General features: G+C 49.4%; 22 protein-coding genes and 1 pseudogene. 5 read left to right on the forward strand and 18 right to left on the reverse strand.

Annotated elements, in window-relative coordinates:
• Positions 1–160: 160 nt before the first annotated feature.
• A pseudogene (locus AYR61_RS01395) lies at positions 161–910 on the reverse strand (SDR family NAD(P)-dependent oxidoreductase).
• A gap of 258 nt (positions 911–1,168) precedes the next feature.
• Here AYR61_RS01395 and AYR61_RS01400 point away from each other — a divergent pair.
• Together AYR61_RS01400 and AYR61_RS01405 are read left to right on the forward strand one after the other, a co-directional pair.
• Positions 1,169–2,125, forward strand: coding sequence for a hypothetical protein (locus AYR61_RS01400; protein ID WP_065901192.1), 957 nt, complete (start codon positions 1,169–1,171; stop codon positions 2,123–2,125).
• Between the two features lie 84 nt (positions 2,126–2,209).
• Positions 2,210–3,022 carry an LPXTG cell wall anchor domain-containing protein gene (locus AYR61_RS01405; protein WP_065901193.1) on the forward strand — a complete coding sequence of 271 codons (813 nt, stop codon included), beginning with the start codon at positions 2,210–2,212 and terminating at the stop codon, positions 3,020–3,022.
• Positions 3,023–3,122: 100 nt separating this feature from the next.
• Here the strand turns inward: AYR61_RS01405 and AYR61_RS01410 are convergent, their stop codons facing one another.
• The 6 genes from AYR61_RS01410 to AYR61_RS01425 all read right to left on the reverse strand — a co-directional run bounded on the left by AYR61_RS01410 (position 3,123) and on the right by AYR61_RS01425 (position 7,545).
• A complete protein-coding gene (locus AYR61_RS01410; protein WP_065901199.1) occupies positions 3,123–3,827 on the reverse strand; it encodes an EAL domain-containing protein in 705 nt (234 codons plus the stop codon).
• Between the two features lie 145 nt (positions 3,828–3,972).
• Positions 3,973–5,103, reverse strand: coding sequence for an LCP family protein (locus AYR61_RS01415; protein ID WP_065901200.1), 1,131 nt, complete (start codon positions 5,101–5,103; stop codon positions 3,973–3,975).
• Positions 5,104–5,500: 397 nt separating this feature from the next.
• On the reverse strand, positions 5,501–5,722 hold the full coding sequence (locus AYR61_RS15815) for an ATP-binding protein (RefSeq protein WP_083215444.1): 222 nt from the start codon (positions 5,720–5,722) through the stop codon (positions 5,501–5,503).
• Between the two features lie 21 nt (positions 5,723–5,743).
• On the reverse strand, positions 5,744–6,460 hold the full coding sequence (locus tag AYR61_RS14775) for a sensor histidine kinase (protein WP_156770447.1): 717 nt from the start codon (positions 6,458–6,460) through the stop codon (positions 5,744–5,746).
• Between the two features lie 40 nt (positions 6,461–6,500).
• The gene (locus tag AYR61_RS14780; RefSeq protein ID WP_054708903.1) at positions 6,501–6,878 is read right to left on the reverse strand and encodes a hypothetical protein; all 378 of its coding nucleotides are present in this window, start codon (positions 6,876–6,878) and stop codon (positions 6,501–6,503) included.
• Positions 6,868–7,545: a response regulator transcription factor gene (locus AYR61_RS01425; protein ID WP_054708906.1), complete on the reverse strand. Its 678-nt coding sequence runs from the start codon at positions 7,543–7,545 to the stop codon at positions 6,868–6,870. The genes AYR61_RS14780 and AYR61_RS01425 overlap by 11 nt, the downstream gene beginning before the upstream one ends.
• 227 nt (positions 7,546–7,772) lie before the next feature.
• Between AYR61_RS01425 and AYR61_RS01430 the strand changes: the two genes are divergently transcribed.
• On the forward strand, positions 7,773–9,575 hold the full coding sequence (locus tag AYR61_RS01430) for a heavy metal translocating P-type ATPase (RefSeq protein WP_065901206.1): 1,803 nt from the start codon (positions 7,773–7,775) through the stop codon (positions 9,573–9,575).
• Positions 9,576–10,221: 646 nt separating this feature from the next.
• Here the strand turns inward: AYR61_RS01430 and AYR61_RS01435 are convergent.
• From AYR61_RS01435 to AYR61_RS01450, 4 genes are all read right to left on the reverse strand, one after another.
• Entirely contained in the window at positions 10,222–10,461 is a 240-nt protein-coding gene (locus AYR61_RS01435; RefSeq protein WP_054708912.1) for a YdeI/OmpD-associated family protein, read from the reverse strand.
• A gap of 191 nt (positions 10,462–10,652) precedes the next feature.
• Positions 10,653–11,285, reverse strand: coding sequence for an LCP family protein (locus tag AYR61_RS01440; RefSeq protein ID WP_156319256.1), 633 nt, complete (start codon positions 11,283–11,285; stop codon positions 10,653–10,655).
• 289 nt (positions 11,286–11,574) lie between these two features.
• Positions 11,575–12,435 carry a LysR family transcriptional regulator gene (locus AYR61_RS01445; RefSeq protein ID WP_065901207.1) on the reverse strand — a complete coding sequence of 287 codons (861 nt, stop codon included), beginning with the start codon at positions 12,433–12,435 and terminating at the stop codon, positions 11,575–11,577.
• 34 nt (positions 12,436–12,469) lie between these two features.
• A complete protein-coding gene (locus AYR61_RS01450) occupies positions 12,470–12,904 on the reverse strand; it encodes a MarR family winged helix-turn-helix transcriptional regulator (protein WP_056987389.1) in 435 nt (144 codons plus the stop codon).
• Between the two features lie 117 nt (positions 12,905–13,021).
• Here AYR61_RS01450 and AYR61_RS01455 point away from each other — a divergent pair, with 117 nt between their 5' ends.
• Positions 13,022–13,936 carry an AEC family transporter gene (locus tag AYR61_RS01455; protein WP_056987390.1) on the forward strand — a complete coding sequence of 305 codons (915 nt, stop codon included), beginning with the start codon at positions 13,022–13,024 and terminating at the stop codon, positions 13,934–13,936.
• A gap of 38 nt (positions 13,937–13,974) precedes the next feature.
• Here AYR61_RS01455 and AYR61_RS01460 read toward each other — a convergent pair whose 3' ends face one another.
• From AYR61_RS01460 to AYR61_RS01475, 4 genes are all read right to left on the reverse strand, one after another.
• Complete coding sequence (locus tag AYR61_RS01460) at positions 13,975–14,913, reverse strand: DHH family phosphoesterase (RefSeq protein ID WP_054708924.1); 939 nt, start codon at positions 14,911–14,913, stop codon at positions 13,975–13,977.
• 78 nt (positions 14,914–14,991) lie between these two features.
• The gene (locus AYR61_RS01465) at positions 14,992–15,846 is read right to left on the reverse strand and encodes a metallophosphoesterase family protein (RefSeq protein ID WP_065901210.1); all 855 of its coding nucleotides are present in this window, start codon (positions 15,844–15,846) and stop codon (positions 14,992–14,994) included.
• Between the two features lie 996 nt (positions 15,847–16,842).
• Positions 16,843–17,967, reverse strand: coding sequence for a GGDEF domain-containing protein (locus AYR61_RS01470; RefSeq protein WP_065901214.1), 1,125 nt, complete (start codon positions 17,965–17,967; stop codon positions 16,843–16,845).
• A 198-nt stretch (positions 17,968–18,165) separates the two neighbouring features.
• The gene (locus AYR61_RS01475) at positions 18,166–18,963 is read right to left on the reverse strand and encodes a hypothetical protein (RefSeq protein ID WP_054708932.1); all 798 of its coding nucleotides are present in this window, start codon (positions 18,961–18,963) and stop codon (positions 18,166–18,168) included.
• Positions 18,964–19,085: 122 nt separating this feature from the next.
• Between AYR61_RS01475 and AYR61_RS01480 the strand changes: the two genes are divergently transcribed.
• Positions 19,086–19,628 carry a TetR/AcrR family transcriptional regulator gene (locus AYR61_RS01480; protein WP_065901216.1) on the forward strand — a complete coding sequence of 181 codons (543 nt, stop codon included), beginning with the start codon at positions 19,086–19,088 and terminating at the stop codon, positions 19,626–19,628.
• A 557-nt stretch (positions 19,629–20,185) separates the two neighbouring features.
• Here the strand turns inward: AYR61_RS01480 and AYR61_RS15440 are convergent.
• The 3 genes from AYR61_RS15440 to AYR61_RS01495 all read right to left on the reverse strand — a co-directional run bounded on the left by AYR61_RS15440 (position 20,186) and on the right by AYR61_RS01495 (position 22,647).
• Positions 20,186–20,752 carry a hypothetical protein gene (locus AYR61_RS15440; RefSeq protein ID WP_225356499.1) on the reverse strand — a complete coding sequence of 189 codons (567 nt, stop codon included), beginning with the start codon at positions 20,750–20,752 and terminating at the stop codon, positions 20,186–20,188.
• 146 nt (positions 20,753–20,898) lie between these two features.
• Positions 20,899–21,756, reverse strand: coding sequence for an aldo/keto reductase (locus AYR61_RS01490; RefSeq protein ID WP_065901221.1), 858 nt, complete (start codon positions 21,754–21,756; stop codon positions 20,899–20,901).
• Positions 21,757–21,777: 21 nt separating this feature from the next.
• Positions 21,778–22,647 (reverse strand): aldo/keto reductase, encoded by an 870-nt coding sequence (locus AYR61_RS01495; RefSeq protein ID WP_054708943.1) that lies wholly within the window; start codon positions 22,645–22,647, stop codon positions 21,778–21,780.
• Positions 22,648–22,748: the final 101 nt, after the last annotated feature.

The following is a 22,748-nucleotide window of genomic DNA, read 5'->3' on the forward strand; positions in this document are numbered from 1 at the left end:
AAGATGAGATGGCGCTAAAATTTATAAAATTTTCTGATTGAATTTTCCCACATCTCCCCGAGTCTGTCGTCATCGTCGCTTGATCCACAACAAAAAACGTTAAGCCCGAATTGGTCATCCAGTGCTTAACGTTTCTTAAACAGCTATTTAACCGGCCACCCTACCAAGGCAGTGGGCCGTCATTTTCTGTAAAACTACTATTTTGCGTAAACTCAGGGTCGCTCGCAGCCTTGATGATCTGAGCAGCCCCTTCGGCAACCGACTGCATCCCAGCTGGGGTTGGTGCATCACTGGGACGACCGCCAAATTCAGTAGCGATCCAGCCTGGGTTAACGGAATTGACGGTAATGTGCGTATCGATCAATTCCTTGCTGAAACTGATGGTGGCAAAGTTAACGGCCGCCTTTGACGCTTAATAGCCAAGGGAATTCACACCGTAAAACTGCGACTCAGGATCTGACGCCATCGTCAGCGAGCCCATGTTGCTGGACACGTTGATGATCCGCGCACTGTCAGCCTTTTTCAGTAACGGCAACATGGCTTGCGTCACGTCAACAAGACCGAAGAAATTCACGTCAAAGTCCTTGCGCATGATGGCGGTCGGCATGTCCGAAGCTGCCTGGTGATTATCCATCGCAACCCCGGCATTGTTGATCAACACGCTGAGATAGCCGTACCGGTCATTAATGGAGACGGCCGCTTGCGTGATCTCTGACTGGCTGGTGACATCGAGTTGCACAAAACTGGCTTCGATCCCATTATTCTTCAACCGGTCAACAGCTGCCTGCCCCTTCTGCGCATTTCTGGCGCCGATGATGATCACCTGACCGCGTCGTCCAAGTTCAGTTGCCGTTTGAAAGCCAATCCCCTTATCTGCCCCCGTAATGAGGGTCACAATTGGTTGTCCCATTCTATCGCTTCCTTCTATAGTCATGCCGCAATGATTCTTCACCGCTCTCATTTTATCGGCTGTCAGGCGCAGAATCAAGCCAGTAGTCCAGAAAGTGACAGTCTGCATCGGTTTGCAACAATTTTCGATAACACTATTAGTTGATTTGTCTAACTATTTTTGAGACAATCGTCACTTTTCAAGCTGGATGTATTGTTATTCAACACTTACCCGCGTTATACTCTAATTGGGGAATTCTACTATTTGGAGGATGGGAATATGAAAAAGAAACCAACGATTGTATCTGCAAAAAATGCAATGCTCCTCGCCGCATTTGGTGTTTTGGGATACACTGCGACGACCACAACAACGGTTCACGCCGATGCTGAAACGACGACGCCTACGTCATCAGCATCCACAGAGTCATCAACAGCCACATCGACAACAAGTGTGGCCAGTGCCCAGCAGGCAGTTTCAACGGCTGCTGACAATTTGGCAACCGCTCAAAGTAACTACTCTCATGCCAGCACGGCCGCAAGTGATGCCGACACTGCGCTAACCAACGCCGAATCCGCTGGTGCTGGCGCAACCTCGGATCACATTTCGCAGGTTCAAACTGAAGTGGACAACCAAACGGCTACGACCGACGCTGATAACGCCCAGGTCGCTACAGACCGGACCGACGTTGCCAACGCCCAAACTACCGTTGATTCAGCTACCGCTGACAAAACTGCGGCTGACGACGCTGTTGCCGCACAACAAGCAGTTGTGGATCAGGCACAAGCCACTGTCGACAGTGACCAAACGACCGTCACGAATTTGGATCCTGATGACTCAGTTGCTGACGAGGTGACTTATGCCAATCAGCAATTGGCCACGGATACAGCTAATAAAATCACGGCACAAAACAATGTCACAACCATGGAAGCACAGGTTGCTAACGGAACGACCACGGTTAATACTGCAGCAGCCAGTGTCGCCTCACAAACAGCGAATTTGACAGCTTTACTAGCTGATCCAACAACGCCTTCGGATCAAATCGCTAATGCCAAGGATCTTTTAACAACCACGCAAACCTATCTCACCGATGTGACAAACACCTTGAACCAAGTAAAGTCAGAGTTGGCTGCCGATGAAGATCTCTTAGCCACCCAAACGCAAAAAGTGGCTGATGATGAACAAACGTTAACCAACGCACAAAACGCCTTGACCAGTCTACAAGCAGCTCAAACGTAACTTGCCACTGATCAACAAACGTTAACGGACGCGCAAAACGCCCTCACACCGCTTCAGCAAACCGCAGCGGACAAGGCTGACGCGTTGACGACTGCTCAAACAGCGCTCGATACCGCCACCGACAAATTGGTTGCTGACGGCCAGACCGCATCAACGGCCCAGCAAGAATTGACAACACTGCAACAACAGTTAGCAACCTTAGGCCAACAGGCGCAAGCAATTACAGACGCCCAAGCCGCAGCTGATGCCGCTAATACTGCACTGACAAACGCCACTTCAGCCTACACAGCCGCACAAGCAGCCTACGATGAAGCCTTACAAAACTACCACATTGCAGTTAGTGTCGCTGCTGCAGCTGCGCAACAAGGCGGCGGCTCTGGTACAACTACGGGTGACAATGGCTCGTCTTCCACTGGTACATCAACTGGGGATAACGGGTCATCCACAACTGGCACAACCACGGGTAGCACGACCGGCACACAAACTGGCACGACTGGGACATCATCTGATGTTTCAACTGCTACGGCTGGTGATACGGCAACTGGAACGACAAGTACTGGCACCACTGGAACGACTTCAGGTGAAGGCACCAGTGATGTCACAACGAGTGGCGCAAACGACTTAGTTGCTGCAAGCACCAACAACGGTACTACGCAGGCAGGCACATCCGCTAATGCCCAAACTGGGGCTGATTTAACATCAACCTCAACGGCTGCGGACACAACCGCTACTGGTACACTTGGTCAAAACAATGCAGCCGCTGGACAATCAGCTAAGACGCTGCCACAAACGAACGAACATGAAACCAGTGAAGCATCCATTCTTGGTTTGGCCATGATCGTTTTAACTGGCTTCTTGGGCCTGCTCGGTCTTCGCAAAAAAGAAACAAATGACTAATCATAAAAACTGTTAATGGTCGCTAGAAATCCCCAACCATGACAAAAAGCTTCAGTTACAGCGTAAATGCGCAGTAACTGAAGCTTTTTTTCTGTGCCGGTTAGGCATTTTTCTCAATTCGACTGGTACGATTCAGTTCACCGCGATAAAACAACAGATGCGGTTTTCCATAATAATACCCCTGGCGTAACCCAATGTTGAGGTCATCCAACATCTGCTGGTCAGCCTGTGTTTCGACACCCTCAATGACAAATCGTAAGCCATTGTCAGCACTGATCTGCCGCCAATCATGCAGCGCTTTTGGAATTGCATCTGCGTTGTTATCATGACGGAAATTTTGCATGGCCAACTTCAATTCTGATACATACGGCAACAGTGGGCTGATAGCGCTAAACTGGTTTTCGCCAGTCCCGACGTCATCTAAACTCACTTGCACCCCGCCCTCGTGTAACGTTCTGATACGGTCCAAAACGCACGCCGCGTCCTTTGGTGATCCGCACACTTCTTCGGTCAATTCAACGACAAGTCGAACAGGAAATGCCCGTTGCTGAAAGTGAATCAGGTGCTGAACAACTTCGGGGTCCTGAATCTGCGTCCGGTTTAAATTAAAGCCGAGGTAGTGTGATTTCAGTCTTAACGTGTCAACGCAACGTTGAAGCAGTGTCAATTGACACGCCAATGATATGGCTGAAAAGTCTTTTGGTAACTGCCAGCGACCATCGCGAGATTCGCGAATGAGGGTCTCATAACCCACGATTGACTGTTTGAACCGGTTGACCTGGGGTTGTACAAAGAAACGATACATGAAGCATTTCCAACTTTCTGTTTTGACCAATGCGCCCGACGATACACGTATATGCACTTACAAATTAATCCATTATAGCGTTTAACGTGCTGTTTTGAAAGGGAAAACTAGAAAGAACTCGGATGAACGCGCATGTCATCGGCTGTCAGTTACTGGTTGCCGCTTGTGAGTTGCTAGAAGTATTGGCATACAATACCTGACTGACCGCTTGCGGAATTGTAAATTTATCAGGATTTCCAGCTAATACCGGACCAGTCGTGGCGTGAGTCAAGGAAAGGTCACTACGCAGTTCATTTGTGACGCGTTGTTGCTCCAGTCGCGGCATCACTTGAAAGGAGATGCCCTCGTACCACAAGCTCGTTTCGTTTACAGAAATGGCCTTGACCTTCTTTTTAGGATTGTAGTACTCAGTAGCTAGGCTCAACATATCCTTGGTGGTCAGATTGGTGCGCAAATTCTTTGAGATCGAGCTCATGAAGGTCTTATTCAGTAACAGCGCCGGGTTCTTTGCCTGTTTGACGAGCTGTGCAATCACCAGCCGCTGACGCTCAGTACGTCCGTAATCACCACGCGGATCTTCATAGCGCATCCGCGTAAAGGCTAACGCCGCCTTCCCATTCATTTTATGGTAGGTCTTAAAGTGAACGCCATCCTTCGCATACCTAAAGGTCGTCTTCCCCTTATAAAATTGGTAAAGATTCTTACCAGTCTCGTGGGACGTATCCGTACTGAAGGTAAACGACAATGGCGATTTCACTGTAATCCCGCCGATCTGAGCCACTAATTTTTCCAGGCCGCCCATGTTCACGAGCGCAAAGTAGTCCACCGGCACATTCAGATACTTCGAAATTGTTGACATGGTATCACTGACGTTAGTAAACGTGTATACCGAGTTGATCTTCTGCGGGAACGTCGACTCCAACCCGGGAATGGCGATCATCGTGTCCCGTGGAATCGACACGAGATGAATGCCCTTCGTTTTGCTAACGGTAATGAGCATCATGGTATCTGTGCGCCCTTTATCGGTCCGGTCTAAGGCCCCAGTATCAGTCCCCATCAACAGGATTGAGATCGGCTGACCCTTGCGGATGATGGCGTCAGCCGGCCGACCACCCTTCTCATGAATTTTCGTGTAAGAATCAGATAAACTGCTGCTGACGGAGCGGTAGATGGTATTCAACCCGTAAAAGATGCCCAAGAGACAGGCAATAACGACACCAAGTGCGATCCACCGGCCACGCTTGTGTTGGCGATGCCGATCCATTCGATTATTCATAACTTTCACCCTTACCCTTATAACTACGCAAAAACGCGCCGTTGTTTTAAAAATCACACAAATAAGTGTAATTTTTTTCGAACAACGGCGCTACGTATGGTTTATTAAGGGTTTCTGAAAATCTTTAAGAGTGTGGAGAAAGGCGTTTTGAGGGCAGTAGCCTTCAGCCCTTCGGAACACGTTTCCGCAATGTAAAATTTAAAAATCGTAATCAGTAACCACTTTAAAAATGAAGACCACAATCCAGAGCCTACCTTTTCGACACGTTATCTATTAGCCTCGAGACTAAACGTGTTTCGCAAGGCTGAGGGCTACTGCGTAAGCCGACTCTGGCAAAAAATCCAGGCCCGGGATTTTCTGCCAGAGTCAGCTTACGCTCCGCCCTCAAACCGCCTTGCTACACACTCTTAAACCGAATCACAAAACAACTCCCAGCTGGCTGATTATCCTTCACATCAACGGTTGCGTCATTCAATTCAACCAACTGTCTGACGATTGCAAGCCCGATGCCATACCCCGCCACCTGTTTGGAGCGGGACTGGTCGGCGCGGTAAAACCGGTCAAAAATTTTTGCCTTATCCGCGTCACTAATACCAATGCCATGGTCGGCAACAGTAATGGCAACCGTGTTTTCGGATTCTCACTTTGCGCTCACCGTAACCTGCGTTTCAACCGATGAATACTTACGCGCATTATCGATAAGCGCGGTCAAGATTTGCTGGACTTGCCCAGCATTAGCGTGAATCAGCAACTTTTCTGGTAGCTGCATCACCACCTGTTGTCCTTGCTGGTATTGCGCAACCACCGTTCGAATAATTGGCACAACGTCAACCGTGGTCAACTCAGCTTCAGCTTTTGTGGAGCGGGACAGCGCCAGTAAACTCGTCACCAATTCCTGCATCTGGTGGGCTTCATCATCAATATAACCCACGGATTCCTGAATAATTTCCGGGTGGTCGGCGGCGTGTTTTTCAAGCAGCTCTGTGTGCCCTAAAATGACAGCAATCGGGGTTCGCAATTCGTGGGAGGCGTCCGAAATGAATTGTTGGTTTTTCAAGATCGTATCGTTTAACGACCCGAGCAGCGTATTAAACACGTCGCCAAGTTCCTGAACTTCCTCCGGGTTCGTTGGTACAGTCAATGTTTCGTGGTACGACTGCTTGGGCTTTTGAATCAGGTCTTGCGTCGAGTCGGTCAATGCGGTCAAGGGTTGGTTGAGGCGCTTCGATAATTGTGAAATGATCCAGACACCAATGACGAGACTTAAAATCAAAATAATGATCACAAGTTCAATAATAATGACAAACATCCGCACGACGCGATCAAGGCTCTGCCAAACGGTGTAGTGTACCGTCACTGGCTGGCCGTGGACGGTCGCGCGGCGCGTTGCTGTCGCTTTAAAGTACAGCCCAGACCCTCGTTGGGCCGCTCCGAGTCAGTGCGTGCAACGGGTGGCTGGTGAGCGTCCTGGTACCCTTTGTGACGTGGTGAAACAGTGTGGTCCCGTTGCTGGTGGTTCGGACTGCCACAAACGTTGAGTTCGTATTGACATCGTAGTTTGACTCCCAAAACCGCCACTTGACGTCACCATTCGTCGTGGCGTTCTTTAACGTTTGAATGACATCAGTGCTGTAATCTCGTTTATCATCCAGCAAGCGGTACCCCACGACGGTGAGAATCGACAAACTCGTCAGCATCACGATCACGATAATCATAATGGCGTAGACCCGGGTGAAACGAGAAGCGCTGGTATAGGATTTTGCCTTAGTTGTCATTGCCTGCCGTCCTCATGGTGTACCCGATCCCGCGCACAGTCTGGATCACGTCGCTATCGTCGTCATCGATCTTCTCGCGCAGATGGCGAATGTACACGTCCAAAATATTAGTGCCGCCAGTGTAGTCGGTGCCCCAGACTTGGTCCAGCAGCTCATCGCGGCTGACGACCTGATTCACGTTTTTGATCAGCGTCAACAACAGCGTATACTCACGCTGACTTAGTTGGATAAACGTCCCATTTTTGACGGCTGAATGCGCCTTAGTGTCCAGTTGAATGTCGTTGACCTGATAAGTTGCGCGTTCGTGGCCGCGTCGCAGCACCACCCGAATCCGCGCCAGCAGCTCTTCCATTTTAAATGGTTTAGTAATGTAATCATCCGCGCCGTAGTCCAGGCCCGCCACTTTATCGCTCACGTAATCCCGGGCAGTCATCATAATGATCGGCACGTCATCGGTCTGCCGGATGCGCCGCAGCACGCCAAGGCCGTCCATTTTAGGCAACATCCAGTCCAGTAAGATCACATCGACCTGGGCGTTGTCTTCGTAGACCTGCAGCCCTTCCAGCCCATCGTAGGCCAGCAGCACGCTATAGTCTTCAAATTGTAATTCAGTTTTTAAGTAGGCGGCCATCCCTGGCTCGTCTTCGATCACTAGTACAGTCGGCATTGTTGTTCTCCTCTTTTACAGTATCGATGCTATTATACCCGATATTCCAGTCACCCGTCAGATACCGCGCCAAACGAAATGGTTTCTCAAGGTCTTGGCCAACTGTTATTCCGAAAACACATTTACGCATTACCTAAAGTTGGCATTGTTGAGCAGTTGTCTCGACCTGAATCGGGTTTCACGAGATAATTAAGACAGGAAACAATTGGTTTACTGGAGGTGGTTTCATGCAAAAACTCGCAAATTATAAACGGCTCTGGCTGGTGCTCATCGTGGCAGTGGTTGCCTTCGGTCTGGAATTTGGCGCGCACCAAAACGGGATTGCTCAGGTATTAGTTACAGTCCTTGGCTCGCTGATCGCACTCCTGATGTTCATCGACATGGTCAAAACGTTGCGGTCAGGCAAATTCGGCGTGGATCTGCTGGCCATAACTGCTGTGATCGCCACGCTAGCCATCGGCGAATACCGGGCCGCCCTTATCGTCCTCCTGATGCTCACCGGTGGCGACGCTCTGGAAGATTACGCCGCTAGTAAGGCGAACTCGGATTTGAAACAGCTCCTCGAAAACTCGCCGCAAACTGCCCATTTACTCGGTGAAACGACTCGGGAAATTCCCGTTGATGACGTGCAGATCGGCGACCATCTGCTGGTCAAACCAGGTGAGGTCGTCCCTGTTGACGGCACCTTGTTAAAGGGCACGGCGACCCTGGATGAATCGTCACTTACCGGCGAGTCTCGCCCAATCGATAAGCGTGCCGGCGAATCAGTGATGTCTGGTGCAGTCAACGGTGACGCCGCCTTTGAATTCGTGGCGGATCGGCAGGCCAAGGATAGCCAGTATCAAAGTATCATCCAACTCGTTAAACAAGCGGAGGCCCAGCCCGCCCACTTCGTTCGAATGGCGGACCGTTACGCCGTGCCATTTACCATTCTGGCCTACGTGATTGCTGGTACGGGATGGATCGTTTCAGGCGATCCGGTGCGATTTGCGCAGGTACTGGTGGTCGCCTCACCCTGCCCGCTGATTTTAGCCGCACCAATTGCGTTGGTGGCGGGGATGAGTCGCGCAAGTCAGAGCGGGATCATCGTCAAAACTGGGACCACGCTCGAAAAGCTGGCCAAAGTAAAAACGGTGGCGTTTGATAAAACGGGCACGATCACCAAGGGTAATTTGACCGTCACAGCCGTTCTGCCCGAACCGGAAACGACGGCTGCTGAGCTGTTAACATTGGCCGCAACCACCGAACAGCAGTCCAATCATATTTTGGCACGCGCCATCGTCGCGGCTGCTCCGGACACGTTACCAAGTGCCACTGCGTTGACTGAAGTCACTGGTGGCGGTGTTCAGGCCACCGTCAATGGTCGGCTGGTCAAGGCGGGTAAGGCCGACTTTGTGATGCCGGCTAATTCGATCACAAAATCAGCGGTGACCGCCGTTTACGTTTCAGCTGATGATCACTATTTGGGCCGAATTGAATTTGCGGATGAATTACGACCCGAGGCCAGACAAACGATGTCGGGATTGCATCAACTTGGCATTCGAAACTTAGTCATGATTTCCGGCGACCGCCAGCCAATTGCTGAAAAAATCGCCAAGGCTGTTGGCATCGATGAGGTGCATGCGGACTGCCTGCCGGAGGATAAGATCAAGGTCCTGGCCACACTGTCACCAGTGCAACGCCCCGTTGCCATGGTCGGTGACGGCGTGAACGATGCGCCGTCGCTGGTCACGGCGGACGTCGGGCTCGCGATGGGCGCTAGTGGTGCTACGGCGGCCAGCGAATCCGCGGATGCTGTGATCATGAAGGATGACCTCAGCCGGGTCGTTACCGCAACAACGATTGCCCGCTATACCATGAAGATTGCCCGTCAATCTGTTTTGATTGGCATCGCAATCTGTACGATTCTGATGCTGATTGCCAGCTTCGGTGTCATTCCAACCATTGTTGGGGCACTGCTACAGGAAGTCGTGGATACCGTGACGATTCTTTATGCGTTGCGGGCTAGAAGCCAGCGGGCCGTTGATTAAGCAGATAAAACGCACATTAACTCGGGAAACAATTCCGGTTGATGTGCGTTCTTTTGTGTTTTAGTTTACGTTGATTGCTTTCTTGGCTACCTGCCGAAACGCGATTCAGAGGGAGTCTTTCCAATGTTAGGTGATATTCCGTTTCATTCCGCAATTTGGCACGGCGCTGAAGTGGCTCGCGATGAAGCTAATTCGATTTCTGCTGCGCAGCTCTCGAATGGATCTCCATCGACTCGCACATCAGTAACCGACCAAAGAACGGTCGCTAACTGATGTCGACACCACAGCACCGTGCCAAATTACTCCATTTCACTGACGTTAAGCTTGCTTGTTACCACTAGTTAAGCATTACCATGGCGTTAAACCTAGTTTGCAAAGAATCCGCCCTCGACTGCCATTAAGCCCATTGACAGCAATGCTTTTAATGATGTGCAAATTGCCCGTGCCGATTAATTAACAGCCTCCATGACACCACTTATAAAGGCTTACCATCAATGCTGACGATTACAAGTATCGTGGCGTAGTCGTGCCGGCCGGCATTGCATGCTATGGTGTCGGTGGAACAAAACGACATCAAAGCCCTCCTTTGAATTACTTAACAATGGAAATACCCTTCGGAAGGCAAGGGACGGTTCTCTCAACGCGCTTACTTTTGCGAATCATAGGCCCGCTTTGACTTAAACCCAGCCCGAAAAACGATTTTCATTTGTTCAATATGTCGTTCCTTCGTTGCCTCAGCCTTGGCGCCAAAAATGAATCTGGCCCATTCTCGTTGGTAACCTGGGGTGAGGTCGTTGAAGAACTTAAATAAAGTCTCATCATCCTTCAGTAGATCTGCCACTGCTGGAATATCCTTTTCATAATCAGCTAAACTCTTTTGTGCCAAAAGTAGTCACGTCCTTTGTTTTAAGTTGCCATTAGTATACCATGCCTGATAATGACACCAATTATGACATTTTACTACCCATGATGTCGATTACAAGTATCGCAGCGTAGTGAAACCGTTCAGCAATTAATGCCATGTGACTCATCTAACAAAAACCACTCCCAGCGTATAAGAGGAGTGGTTTTTTGCGATTACTTAAGGGTCGCTGAAATGGCCTTTTGAACGTGGGTTAAGTCAGTCGGCGTTGCAAGTGACAAGGTCTGCCCGTTAGCAACCCTCTTGGCACCCGTTAACCGTTGTGTCTTAACCGTTCTCGTTGCTGCGAGATAGTCGCTGGTGATGGTCTTAAGCTGACGCGTTGAGAAACTCGTGCTGGTGTTATCCTTTAACACGTTTAAAGCCCCAACTTTCGCTAGGTTAGTTGCCGTTTTCTGAGTTGTGACAACGGCGCCATCCACTGACACGTGCATTAAATCGCGCACTGTCTGCACTGCTGTGGTTGCGCCGCCAGCATCAAAAGCGGTTGATAACGGCATCAGCGCATAGTTCTTATACCCGCGGATCGTTGTTTCCTCGTTATTTGGAATCTGGGTTAACAGCGTTTCTTGTTTCTTCGGATTCAGCGAAACGAGTGTCATGCTTGACTGCGTTTTGCCATTATCAGTTGTCCCGATTACTAGGACGTTTAACGGCTCGTGACCACTCACCTTAGTGCTAGCAGCCTGTGTCGGTTGCACACCGAGCTTGAACCAGGCAAACCCAACGCCAATAACAAGTACCGCAACGATTGCCAAGAACTTAACATTTTTCAAAAGTTTCATCATTGAGACCCCCTTCAATTGATTACGGGCCTCATTATGGGGGTTTCTGAAAAATACCGCGACGTCAAATTCTACCAGTCTCAGGTATATCGGTTTTATAAGAGATACCTGAAAGCTTGGTATGACAATGATTCTATAAAATGAGATAAACGGCACAATTTCAAAAATCCAACAATAATCAAACTAATTTCAAGTAAAAAGGCTTACTAACGCTTATATGTCGGCGTTAGTAAGTCATACTTTTAAAGTATATCTAATATGCAAAACTAGTGGTTGTGCCAGCAAGCACTGCCTAATCGTGAAATTGCTGAATGAATAGTTTAAGCAGCGGACTGGCAGCCGTGTCTTTGGGCCAAAGTAATTTCACCTGCGTCCGCCACCCCGCAAAATTAATCGGGTGGATCGTCACACCGATGCCGAGGTAGGCCAGCCCGACCGATTCTGGCACCAGTGCGACGCCGAGCTTGGCGTTTGCCAGCTGCACCGCTGTCCGCGCGTCGTCACAATAGCTGGCAATAAATGGATTAATGCCCTGTTCAAAGAACGTTTGATTGAAAATATTACGAAAGCGCCGGTACACGATCAGCGGCAGGGCGTCCAGATCATGAATCGAGATTCGAGACGCTAATCCCGTTTCATAGGGCTTAGGCACGACCGCCACCATCCGTTCTTCCATGAGTGCCTCCTCGCGCATGTGGCGCACCGAAAATGGTGTCCGCACGATTGCAGCATCGATTTGATGCTTCTCAAGTTGGTCAATCAACTGATAGGTGTCACTCTCTGAAATCAATAATTGGACGTTGGGGTAGTAGTCGGTGATGGTTGCCAGCGTGTTGGGCACGACTCCAACAGCAGATGAGATCATCCCCAACCGTAATTTCCCGGAAACAGCGGTGCCCAAAAAACGCACCTGGTGATCCGCTTCCGCACGCAGTTGAATGAGTTGGTCAGCATAAGCCAACAGCAGTTTACCGGCATCCGTCGGCACCACCCCCTTGGCACCCCGATTCAGCAGCTGCACGTTGAGTTCGTCCTCAAGGTTGCTGATCTGCCTGGAAAGCGGTGGCTGGGCCATATGTAGCTGTTTGGCAGCGGCCGTAAAATTGCCCATCTCAACGACCGTTTTAAAGTAAGATAACTGGCGAAATTCCATGATTCATCCCCCAATGGATCGTTAGCCGCGCCGACTAGCGTTTTTTCTTTTGAATAATAACTTGGTAGAGCCGCGCCAAATCCGCCTGGGTCTGTTCTGAATCGCTGACGCCAGCTTGGGCAAACAGCTCCTGCCACCACTGTGACAAAATGGCCTGCAATCCGCGAACGGTCTTTTGCCCCTTAGCGGTTAAATTAATGACGCGGCGCCGGGCATCCGCTGGGTCAACGACCTGCGTCACAAATCCCTTTTTTTCAAGGCTGCGCATATGGCGCGTCACGATGCCTGAATCCAATACCATTTTATACGCCACTTCGCGTTGACTGATACCCGGATTATCGTTGATAAACAGCAGAATATCGCCCTCGGTGGTGTGCACGCCGAGCTTCCCAAACTGGGCTTTGATCTCCACCTTCGATTCCCGGTAGATGCCAGCCATATACTTACTAAAAAAATACAAATGGTCCATTTTTTCACTTCCCGTTCTTGACAAATTTAGTATAGCACACCTAAAATAGAATTAATTAGCTGACAAGTCAGCTAATTTTCACGTTATTGGATGCTTGAAACGTTGGGAGTAATCAAAATGAACATCACAGTCTTATTAACACAAATTGGCATCATTGCCGCTCTGATCATCACGGGGATCGGCATCAAACGGGCGGGGTCACTCAGCGGGTTTACCGTTTCGGACCTCACGAATATCTTACTGTACGTCGTTTCCCCCTTCCTCATTATTAACTCGTTTGAAATGCCATTTTCCACCCGGTATTTAAAAGAACTGCTTCTGATCGTCATCGCATTGGTCCTGTTTTATCTCATCGAAATCGTCGTGTCAAAGGTGCTGTTTCACGGCGTTCAGGATGGTGCCACCAAGCGCGTCCTTGAATTTGCCAGTATTTATTCCAACGCTGGCTTCATGGGGATTCCACTCGTTCAGGCGCTGTTTGGCAGTAAGGGTGTTTTCTTTGCCTCAATTTCACTGGCTATCTATAATATTTTTAACTGGACGCACGGCATTGGGTTGTTCGAAAAACAGGCCAGCCGGCGTGACACCTTACGTCAACTCATTAAGAATCCCAATTTGTGGGCGGTGATTGTCGGATTGGGCATCTTCATTGGCAACGTTGATCTGCCGCATCCCGTCAACCAATTTCTCACCGACATCAGCAACCTGAACACGCCACTTGCCATGTTTGTAGTGGGTGCCAGTCTGGTACAGGTTCGCATTAGCAAGCAAACCCTCAACGGCCACCTTTGGTTGTCATTAGCGTTGCGCAACCTGATTTTTCCAGTTGTCATGATCGTCCTGTTGAAGGTGCTTGGCGTAACGGGAACGGGCGCGCTGGCAACCATCCTCATGGCCGCCTGCCCCACCGCAAGTTTGGTCGTGCTGTTTTCAGTTCAGTACAAGTCCGACACAAACCAGGCAATCCCGCTATTTGGTATTTCGACACTGGGCTGCTTAGTCACGCTGCCACTCATTTATGCATTAATCTAAAAAGAACCGCCTATCGGACATCGATAGCGGTTCTTTTTTTATGGTTGTTGGTTTAAGTGATCCAGATCGGCCAATAGCGCGTCAACCATGGCCCGGTCTTTCACGTAGGCGCCGCTCGCTAGCGGATGCCCGCCACCACCGTACTTGCGGGCAATCGGCTCAATTGAAACGGCCTTGGAGCGGAAGTTGACCCGGTAGCGACCATCGGCCTGTTCGCTGATGACCACCCAATCCCGCACTGTTGAAACCTGACCGATCAGCGGCACAACGTCATCAAGGTCACCCTTCTTCAGGTCAAACTGACGCAGCGTTGCTAGGTCTAAAATCACGTAGCCCAGCCCCGTTCCAGTTAAAGTAAAGTTAGTCAGAATATAAGCTTCCAACCGGGCTGTCTGGGGTGTGATCTCGTAGTCGTGGTGACTGATTGCAGACACATTGATGCCCGTTTTCGCTAAGGCAGTCGCAGTGGCCAGCGTGTCGGCCGTCGTACTATCATACAAGAACCGGTTGGTATCCCCCACAATACCAGCATACAGCGCTGTGGCCGATTTCTGCGATAATATTAAATCTGGAATGTGCAGGGTCAATTTGTAAATCATTTCAGCACAACTTGCCGACTGGTCATCGACCCAAACGATATCGCCAAAGTGGTCAACATCTGGGTGATGGTCAATTTTAATGACCTGTTTGGCCTGCCGATACGCGGGCGAAGCATCTAGGCGTGGCGTATTGGCAGTATCAACCACGATGACCAGTGCCGTTGTATAAACGTCATCCGTGATTGGCGTCATGTCACCGATCCAAGTCAGCCCAGCTTGCGTCACCCCTGGCGTATACACCTGCTTATCCGGGTAAGCCTCCCGAATCAGCGTTGCCAATCCAGTCTGTGAACCAATGGCGTCTGGATCTGGATTTTGGTGACGCAGGATCACAATGGTTGCGGCCTGTTTAATTGCGGTACCGATTTCTGTGAACATTGCTATGCTTCCCTTCGTGTCAGTGGTACGGCTTATTTATTGTTGCTTTCTTGATTGTTATTAAATCATCGCTGGTGGTTATTTTTCCTCAAGTTCCTTCAAAAAATCAATCACTGTTTGCCGATAGTTGTGCGCATCATTGATTTTGCCAAGCACCTCTGCGTTATGCGTTGACGCATTGCCCGTTTCAAGAAGATGTTGATAAACGCTCACGTATGGAAAATGCCGGTCCTTCGCGATTTGAATCTCTGTTTCCCATGAAAATAGAACCCGGCGGAAATGCACATCCATGACCTTGCCATCAGCCAGGGTCAAAAGCAGATAGCTCGCGTCTCGGTCAGCTAGAAATTTTTGTCGGGTAAACCAACTCTGCCCGACAGAGCCTGGATTCAACACCATCTGTTCCGAGGAAGTGTACCGCCAAAGTGGGGTGTGGGTATGCGCATATATCGCGATGTCCACGTCCTCATCTGGCGTAATGGCATCGAAATTTTCCTGTGCTTCAACCGGAAAGAGCGTGTGCCCGCGATTGATGTTCGGTAAATTATGAGTCAGCGAAATCGTTAACCCATCCATTTCCTTACGTCCCGTCATGGGCAATTCGTGCAACTGTTTGTCGCGTTCAGGGCCGAACCGGTCGTAATCGTACGCAACTAACATGGCGTAGTAAACCTGAGTCGGGTCATCCAAGTTGATCTTTTTAGTATCAGTAAACATATTGTAAGCTGATTCCCAATTTCCCTTGAGATACTGTGTCGTGTTCACTTCACTCAGCAGTTGATAGCAGTCTTCAGACGACGGCCCGCCAAACGCGATATCACCAAGCGACCAGATCTCATCAACGTTAAATTTTTCAGCGTCCGCTAGCACAGCACGCATGGCAGTTCCGTTACCATGGCTGTCCGAGAGAACGGCAATTGTATGTGTTGTCATAGCATTCTTCCTAACTAAATAGTGTCCCCTCTATTTTAAGCCAGGTTGCACAAAAACGCGATGATTTACTCAGAGTGATGAGTGCCATCGCGTTTAATGGTGGGATAATTACGCTTCGTTGCGCCGGTCGGCCCTGCAGGCTGCTGTCAGAGTGTGGAGCAGGCCGGGTAACTCCCGGAGTGTAAGGCGACTTTGCCGGAAATTCCGGGCTTGAATTTCTGGTAAAGTCGCCTTACACAGTAGGGAGTTGGCCTGCGGAGCACGTTTCGGCAATGTAAAAGCGTCGCTCCGGAGCTATTGAATTTCTTGTCAGAAATTCAAGGATCTCCTCCGTCTCCCGTGTTTGTAGGCGAGGAAAGAACCCTCGCCAACAAACACCGACACCACAGCCTGCAATGCCGACCGGCTTCACTACGCTAACATTTGCGCATCATCGAAACAAATACTAACTCAACTATTGCAGAACAAGACGTTGTTCAACTACTATAATATTCATAATATCCTGTCAATCCGCAATCACCATCACTAAGTTCGCTGTCATTCGATTATCAGCAGTCGAGTGCGGATAATCTTCGAACCAGGTTTAATTGGATTACGGTACTTGTGTGAAAGTGAGAAGCATGCTCACAGTTAGTGGAATGGAGTCGTTTGGCGCGGAGCTGTGGTGTCGATGCTGCCAGAGTGTGTAGCAAGCCGGGTAACTCCCGGAGTGTAAGGCGACTTTGTCGGAAATTCCGGTTCTGAATTTCTGACAAAGTTGACTTACACAGTAGGGAGTTGGCTTGCGGAGCACGTTTCCACAATGTAGCAGATAAGCGGGCCACCTAGTGATATGCGAGACGATGGAGATCCATTCGAGAGCTGCGCAGCAGAAATCGAATTAGCTTCATCGCGAGCCACCACACGGAGTGCCAAATTGCGGAATGCAACGACCAAATAAACTGAATCCTAACACAACACACTGTTCAATTACCGCTGCGCCATTTCAGTAGCCACTCAATTGCGCCCTTGTGCTTTAGCTTGATAAAGTAATTCATCGGCTCGCTGATAGAAGTCAGTGGCTTGTTCATCCTGGTGACTGAGTTGCGCAACGCCGAGTGAGATGGTGATCGACATCCGATGTTCATTGTAATGAATCACCTGTTCAGCCATCCGCGCCTGCATCCCTTTAGCGATTCGGGTTGCTTGGTCAAGGGTCACATCAGGCAACAGTAAATTAAACTCTTCACCGCCGACACGACAGGCCACGGCGCCTGGAAATGGTGAGACGACATCATTTAAGAAGCGTCCCACTGACCGCAAGATTTGATTACCAGCCAGATGACCGTATTGGTCGTTAAAACTCTTAAAATGGTCAACATCCAGTGTGATCATCGTCAGCACGTCATCGGTGTCGTAGTATTGGTCGTAGTCCTTTTGCAGTTCATTACGAAACGTCCCAAAGTTTGGAATTTGGGTGAGCGCATCCACCGTGGCGCGGGTGGCGACGTTCCAGATATAGGTATTATCGTCGTTTAATCGCGTTTGTGTGTAAATCAGTGCGGCGTTCATGACGATAAACGCAAACCAGTTATCCCACAGCATGTGCGGTGTTACGGTAGAAACGCCAGGTAGTTTCACAAAAAGCAGGACGCCCCATGTACAGACATCTAAGATATCCACGGCCACAATGAGCATTTTCAGACCAGTGCGGCTCCGATTGACCAGCACCGTCATGCCAACCAAAATGGCACACATAATCACTGTGCTAATCGCGTTATCGATGCGCATTTGCGTGCCGTTTAAAAATAAGATCTGCGCGACCATTGTCCCGATTGCGACCCAGGCCAACCCACGAATTCTCAGATATAGCAGCACATAAAATAAAATCAAAATGCCGAAGTTCAAAAATCCTAAGGCGTTGTTGGTCAGTCCGATCCGATATTGCACATACCCGCTGATCAGCGTCCAATAGGCTACGCTGTAAACAAACAATGGCCCCTTTCTAAAATTAATTTTGATCGCATTATGTTGCGTGAGACGCGCGACTGTTTTACCGAGTGTCTGGTAAAACAACAGGAGTCCCAGCACCATAAAGATACCCGTAAATAGTGGCTGCACGAGCCATGTTGTTTCTGTCATTTCGATGTCCTCTGTCAGTGTGTGCGACCCCACCAGCAGCCTACTCGATATGTCCTCCAAATATGTACAAATGAACCAGCTTGTTAAGGCCATCAACGATTGCCTCAAGGTTGCGGGTTCATTCTTTATTATACTAAAGATTGTGCAAAATAGTTACACTAATAAACACTATTCAAAAATATGTCGGTATTCAGCCCGTTACCAAATCGTTTTCTTGCCATTTGGCATCGTTTTGGGCTTTGCTGGCAGTTTGTGCAGCACCCAGAAGGCGCGGATCGAAAAGAAGATTGCGACCACGCCGACCACGTAGAACCACGGGTTGTTTTGGATACTGAAATAACTGCTGATAGTTGCCCACATGTTGGTCAGCAGGAATGAGTTGATCGTGCCGACGCAAATGACGATGGCCAGTCCCCACGAGGCACCAAGCCGCGTGCCGCGTTTTTCCCAGTACAGACCAGGCATGATGCCCATCAGGATGTTCGTGAAGATGTACCATTTCAACATGGCGGGATCATTCATGAAGACCCGGAACAAATTGACCGTGGGAATCATGACCAGCAGCCAGCCGAGCACCTTCCACCAAGCTTGGGCAACCGTGACGGCTGACCCCCAGATATCAACGCGTTCGACGTAGATACAAAGAACAAGGTTGTAAATTTCGAACAGTGTCCAAACGACCTCCGCAATCGAAGCAGCCGTAAATACCCAGAACCCGCCAGTGGCGTGCGATGCAAGGGCAAACACAAAGATCCCCATGCTGTCGATGGCAAAGTAGAACGTGTGCATCAACACGTTGTACGGTGATTTTTTCTCCCGGTTGACCAGCAGGAAACTGTAAATATATTCGATGAACCCAATCGCAAAGGTAAGTCCCGCTACCGCTAAAGCTGCGATGTAGTGGGGATTACTGGGGCTCAGTGCGTTGACAAAGTCAGTTAAACTGTACGTTGTGCCGTTGTAAGTGGCAAAAACAGTATGAAGCATTGACCACATAATGAAGACCTCCTAATGGATAATTGCTTGATTGTCCATTATTATAGAAGGTAATATCAGGTGTTTCGTACCAGTTATTTAAAATGTGTGCATTATCTTTTATCGTTTTGAGGTGAAGAAAAATGGATCGGCGAATCATAAAAACGAAAACAAAATTACGCGACGCCCTCTTCACGCTGTTGGCGGATAAGCCCCTCACGAAGATTACGGTGGCGGAGTTGTGCCGCACCGCCCAGATCGACCGGCGAACCTTTTACATTCACTATGAAAAAGTAGCCGATATTTTTGAAGATTTTTCGGATCAATTGTTTACCGAAGTGGACCACGCCCTGACCCACAACTATGACACACCAGAAGTCCTGTTAGCGGTATTCGACCGCATCCTCATGAGCAACTTTACCGGCTTTAAACTACTGTGTCTCAACCAGCAGCACCGCCCCTTAGTCGACCAGCTGCAGCAAATGTTGTTTCAGGCACTCTGCGGAGAACTCCTGGGTAATCGACCAGACGGCGCTTCGCAAATTGTCTTACAGCAGCTAACAGCTGGCCTGCTAAACGCCTATGTCTACTGGTTTAACCATCCCGACACCGTTTCATATGAGGAACTGAGCACGATAAATGAGCACGTGGTGCGGGCGAATCTCGCTTTGATTTCGCGACACTGAAAGGGTCTTTCTATTGTTTGGCGAGTGATTTAAAACACGCTAATGTGGCGCTTCATTGATGGTAAAGTCTTCAAAAGTGGTGTCATGAAACCTGTTACTCAATTGTTACCAACGACTTGCCCATTGTGAGAAGCATGGCTGTCAATGGGATTACTAGCAGTCGAGGGCGGATTCTCTGCAAACTCGTTTGAACGCTATTGCGATGCTTAATTAATGGTAAAAAATAAGCTCAACGTCAGTGGAATGGAGCAATTCGGCAGGTTGTCGTGGTGTCGACATCAGTTTGCGACCGTACTTGGGTCGGTTACTGATGTGCGAGTCGACTGAGATCCACTCGAGAGCTGCGCAGCAGAAATCGAGTTAGCTCAGTCGCGAGCCACTACGACGGCCTGCTGAATTGCGGAATGCAACGAACTATCCACCCAATACTTCAAAAAAGTCAGTGCAATCAAGGGATTCCCATGATTGCACTGACTTTTCAGTCTACTGACGAATATTGGTCACAATTAATTTCGAGTCCACGTTATAAGCGAGTTCCCAAACCTCCTGAAACGATTTCAGCTTACAATTGCGATAAGCCGTTTGCTGAATGGTTTTGGTTTAATGAAATAGTCACGCGCTTCAGCAAAGACCACCACGTGCGGGCGATTCTTGTCTGGCGTGACTTCCTGTTTGAGATTTAAAATTTTAAGATCATCGACCTTGTTGAGCTTGCCTTCAATTGCCCACCGGTCGAGGACCTTTTTTTGTTCGAGAAAATAATCCGGTTGCATGAGGGTGGCGAGGTCAGCTTGCTGATTCACCGACCAGGCGGCTTCAACCTCAGTGAAGAGCGGTTCAAATTGGGCTGCTAATTTCGGGTCAATGGGTGCCGTTTCGCGAACCCGGTTGCGCCATTTTTTCCGAAGTCGAACCGCCATCTTTACCCCGCTATAGCCGACATACCCAATCGCAACATATTCTTCGGCGGTGTTAAACCAGGTCGAGCGGCCGGAACTATATGATCCCCCGAAGCCCCCACCGCCGCCTCCTCCGCCACCGCCACCACCCGCGCGAGCAGCAGCCGTGACTGGCATCAGTAATAGCCAGACCAGACAAATAAACGATACACCCCATTTTTTCATGCGTTCCCCCGATTGTGACGACCCCATCGTCGCGACTTAGTCCTCTTAGTATCGCATAGTTAGGTGCAAAAATCGATGTCATTTCTGAGGTTGGGGGTATCAAAAAACCACCCAGGAAGTTATTCCGAAGTGTTTTTTTAACTCATCTAGTCTTGCGCATGCACGTCAAACGCAGATAACAACATGTCACCCACACCCGGTGCATCGGGATCATGCATCCCTTTTCCGGTATCTAGTGTTCGGATTTGCGCCAACTCATCGGCCGTCAGTTCAAAGTCGAAAATGTCGAGATTACTCTTAATGCGTGCTTCGTGAACGGATTTCGGGAAAACGATAATGCCTTCCTGATTTTCAAATCGCAGGATGATCTGCCCAACGTCTTTTTGATACTTGGATGCCAAGGCGGTCAGGACTGGTTCCTTAAACAACGTCTGGTTGCCTTGCCCCAGCGGTGCCCAAGCCTCAATCTTCACATCGTCGGTCGCTAAAAGCGCGCGAAGGTCCTGCTGTTGAAAGTATGGGTTAAACTCAACTTGGTTCACAGCTGGCATCGTGGCAAATTTCGGCACGAACTGTTGCCAAAGTTTAGGGGTCATATTGGAAACACCGATAGATCTGATTTTACCCGCTTGTTTGGCAGTTTCCAGTGCCCGCCAGGCACCTGGCACGTCGCCGTATGGTTGGTGAAGCAGATACAGGTCCAGATAGTCCAGCCCTAGTTTTGTTAAAGAAAGTTCAATCGCTTTTTGTGCCGCCTCCTCGCCGTAGTCTTGCAGCCAAAGTTTACTGGTGATCCAGATCTCGTCGCGGGGAATGCCGCTGTCCTTAACTGCTTGTCCCACTTCGCCTTCATTGAAGTAGGCAACGGCCGTATCAATGTGTCGATACCCAAGTTTCAGTGCTTCTAAAACAGCTTTATAGGTTGAGCCGTCACTGGGAATTTGGAAGGTGCCAAACCCAATAGCCGGAATCTTGTTGCCATCATTTAAGGTGATTGTTTTCATAATCTGTCTCCTTTTTTATCTCTAATCGTGTAACTGTGCCAGACTTGAACCGAAAATCTGTTCAATGGTCACCGGATCACGGTGGTCAAAGAATTGGCTTTCTTGTTTGTCCAGACTATTCATGGTCGCCATATCGGCGTCTGACAGTTCAAAATCAAACACCGCGATGTTTTCTGCCATTCGGTTTTGATGGACAGACTTTGGAATCACGGTAATGCCGCGTTGCAACAACCAGCGGAGGATCACTTGACCGTTTGTCTTGCCATACTTAGCAGCGATGCCAGCAATCGTGTCATCCGTAAAAATGCCATGCTTGCCCTCCGCAAACGGTGCCCAGGCTTCGACCTGAACGCCTTCGCTTTGGTTAAACCGCACTTCATCCGGTTGCTGGTACCACGGACTGACTTCGATCTGGTTCACAGCTGGTTGCGTCGTCATCGTCAACTCAAGGTTCTTCAGTTGATCCGCGTAGAAATTGGAAACACCGATTGCCCGAATCTTACCGGCTTGCTGAGCTTCTTCTAACGCTCGCCAAGCCCCCATCGTGTCCCCGTATGGCTGATGCAACAGGTAGAGATCCATGTAGTCAAGGCCCAAACGTTCCAGCGATGCATCGATACCTTTCTTTGCCCGGTCATAGGTGAAGTCAGAGACCCAGAGTTTCGATGTGAGAAAAATGTCTTCCCGCTTAATCGAACTCTCGCGAATCGCCTTACCGACGGCTTCCTCATTCTGGTAAGCGACGGCCGTATCGATCAGCCGGTAACCCGTATTCAAAGCGTCACTGACGGCCGTTTCAGCTTGGCTAAGATCTGGCACTTGAAACACCCCGAAGCCAAGTTGCGGCATGTCAACACCGTTGTTCAATGTGATTGTTGGAATAGTTGTCATCGTTCGTACCTCCAAATTTGATGTTGTCCCTATCATAAGGCCGAACCAGCCATTTGAAAATTACTAGTCGTACATGGTAGTATACGGGTAACGTATACTGG

Origin of the sequence: Secundilactobacillus paracollinoides (assembly GCF_001702155.1) — a bacterium.
GTDB classification, from domain to species: domain Bacteria; phylum Bacillota; class Bacilli; order Lactobacillales; family Lactobacillaceae; genus Secundilactobacillus; species Secundilactobacillus paracollinoides.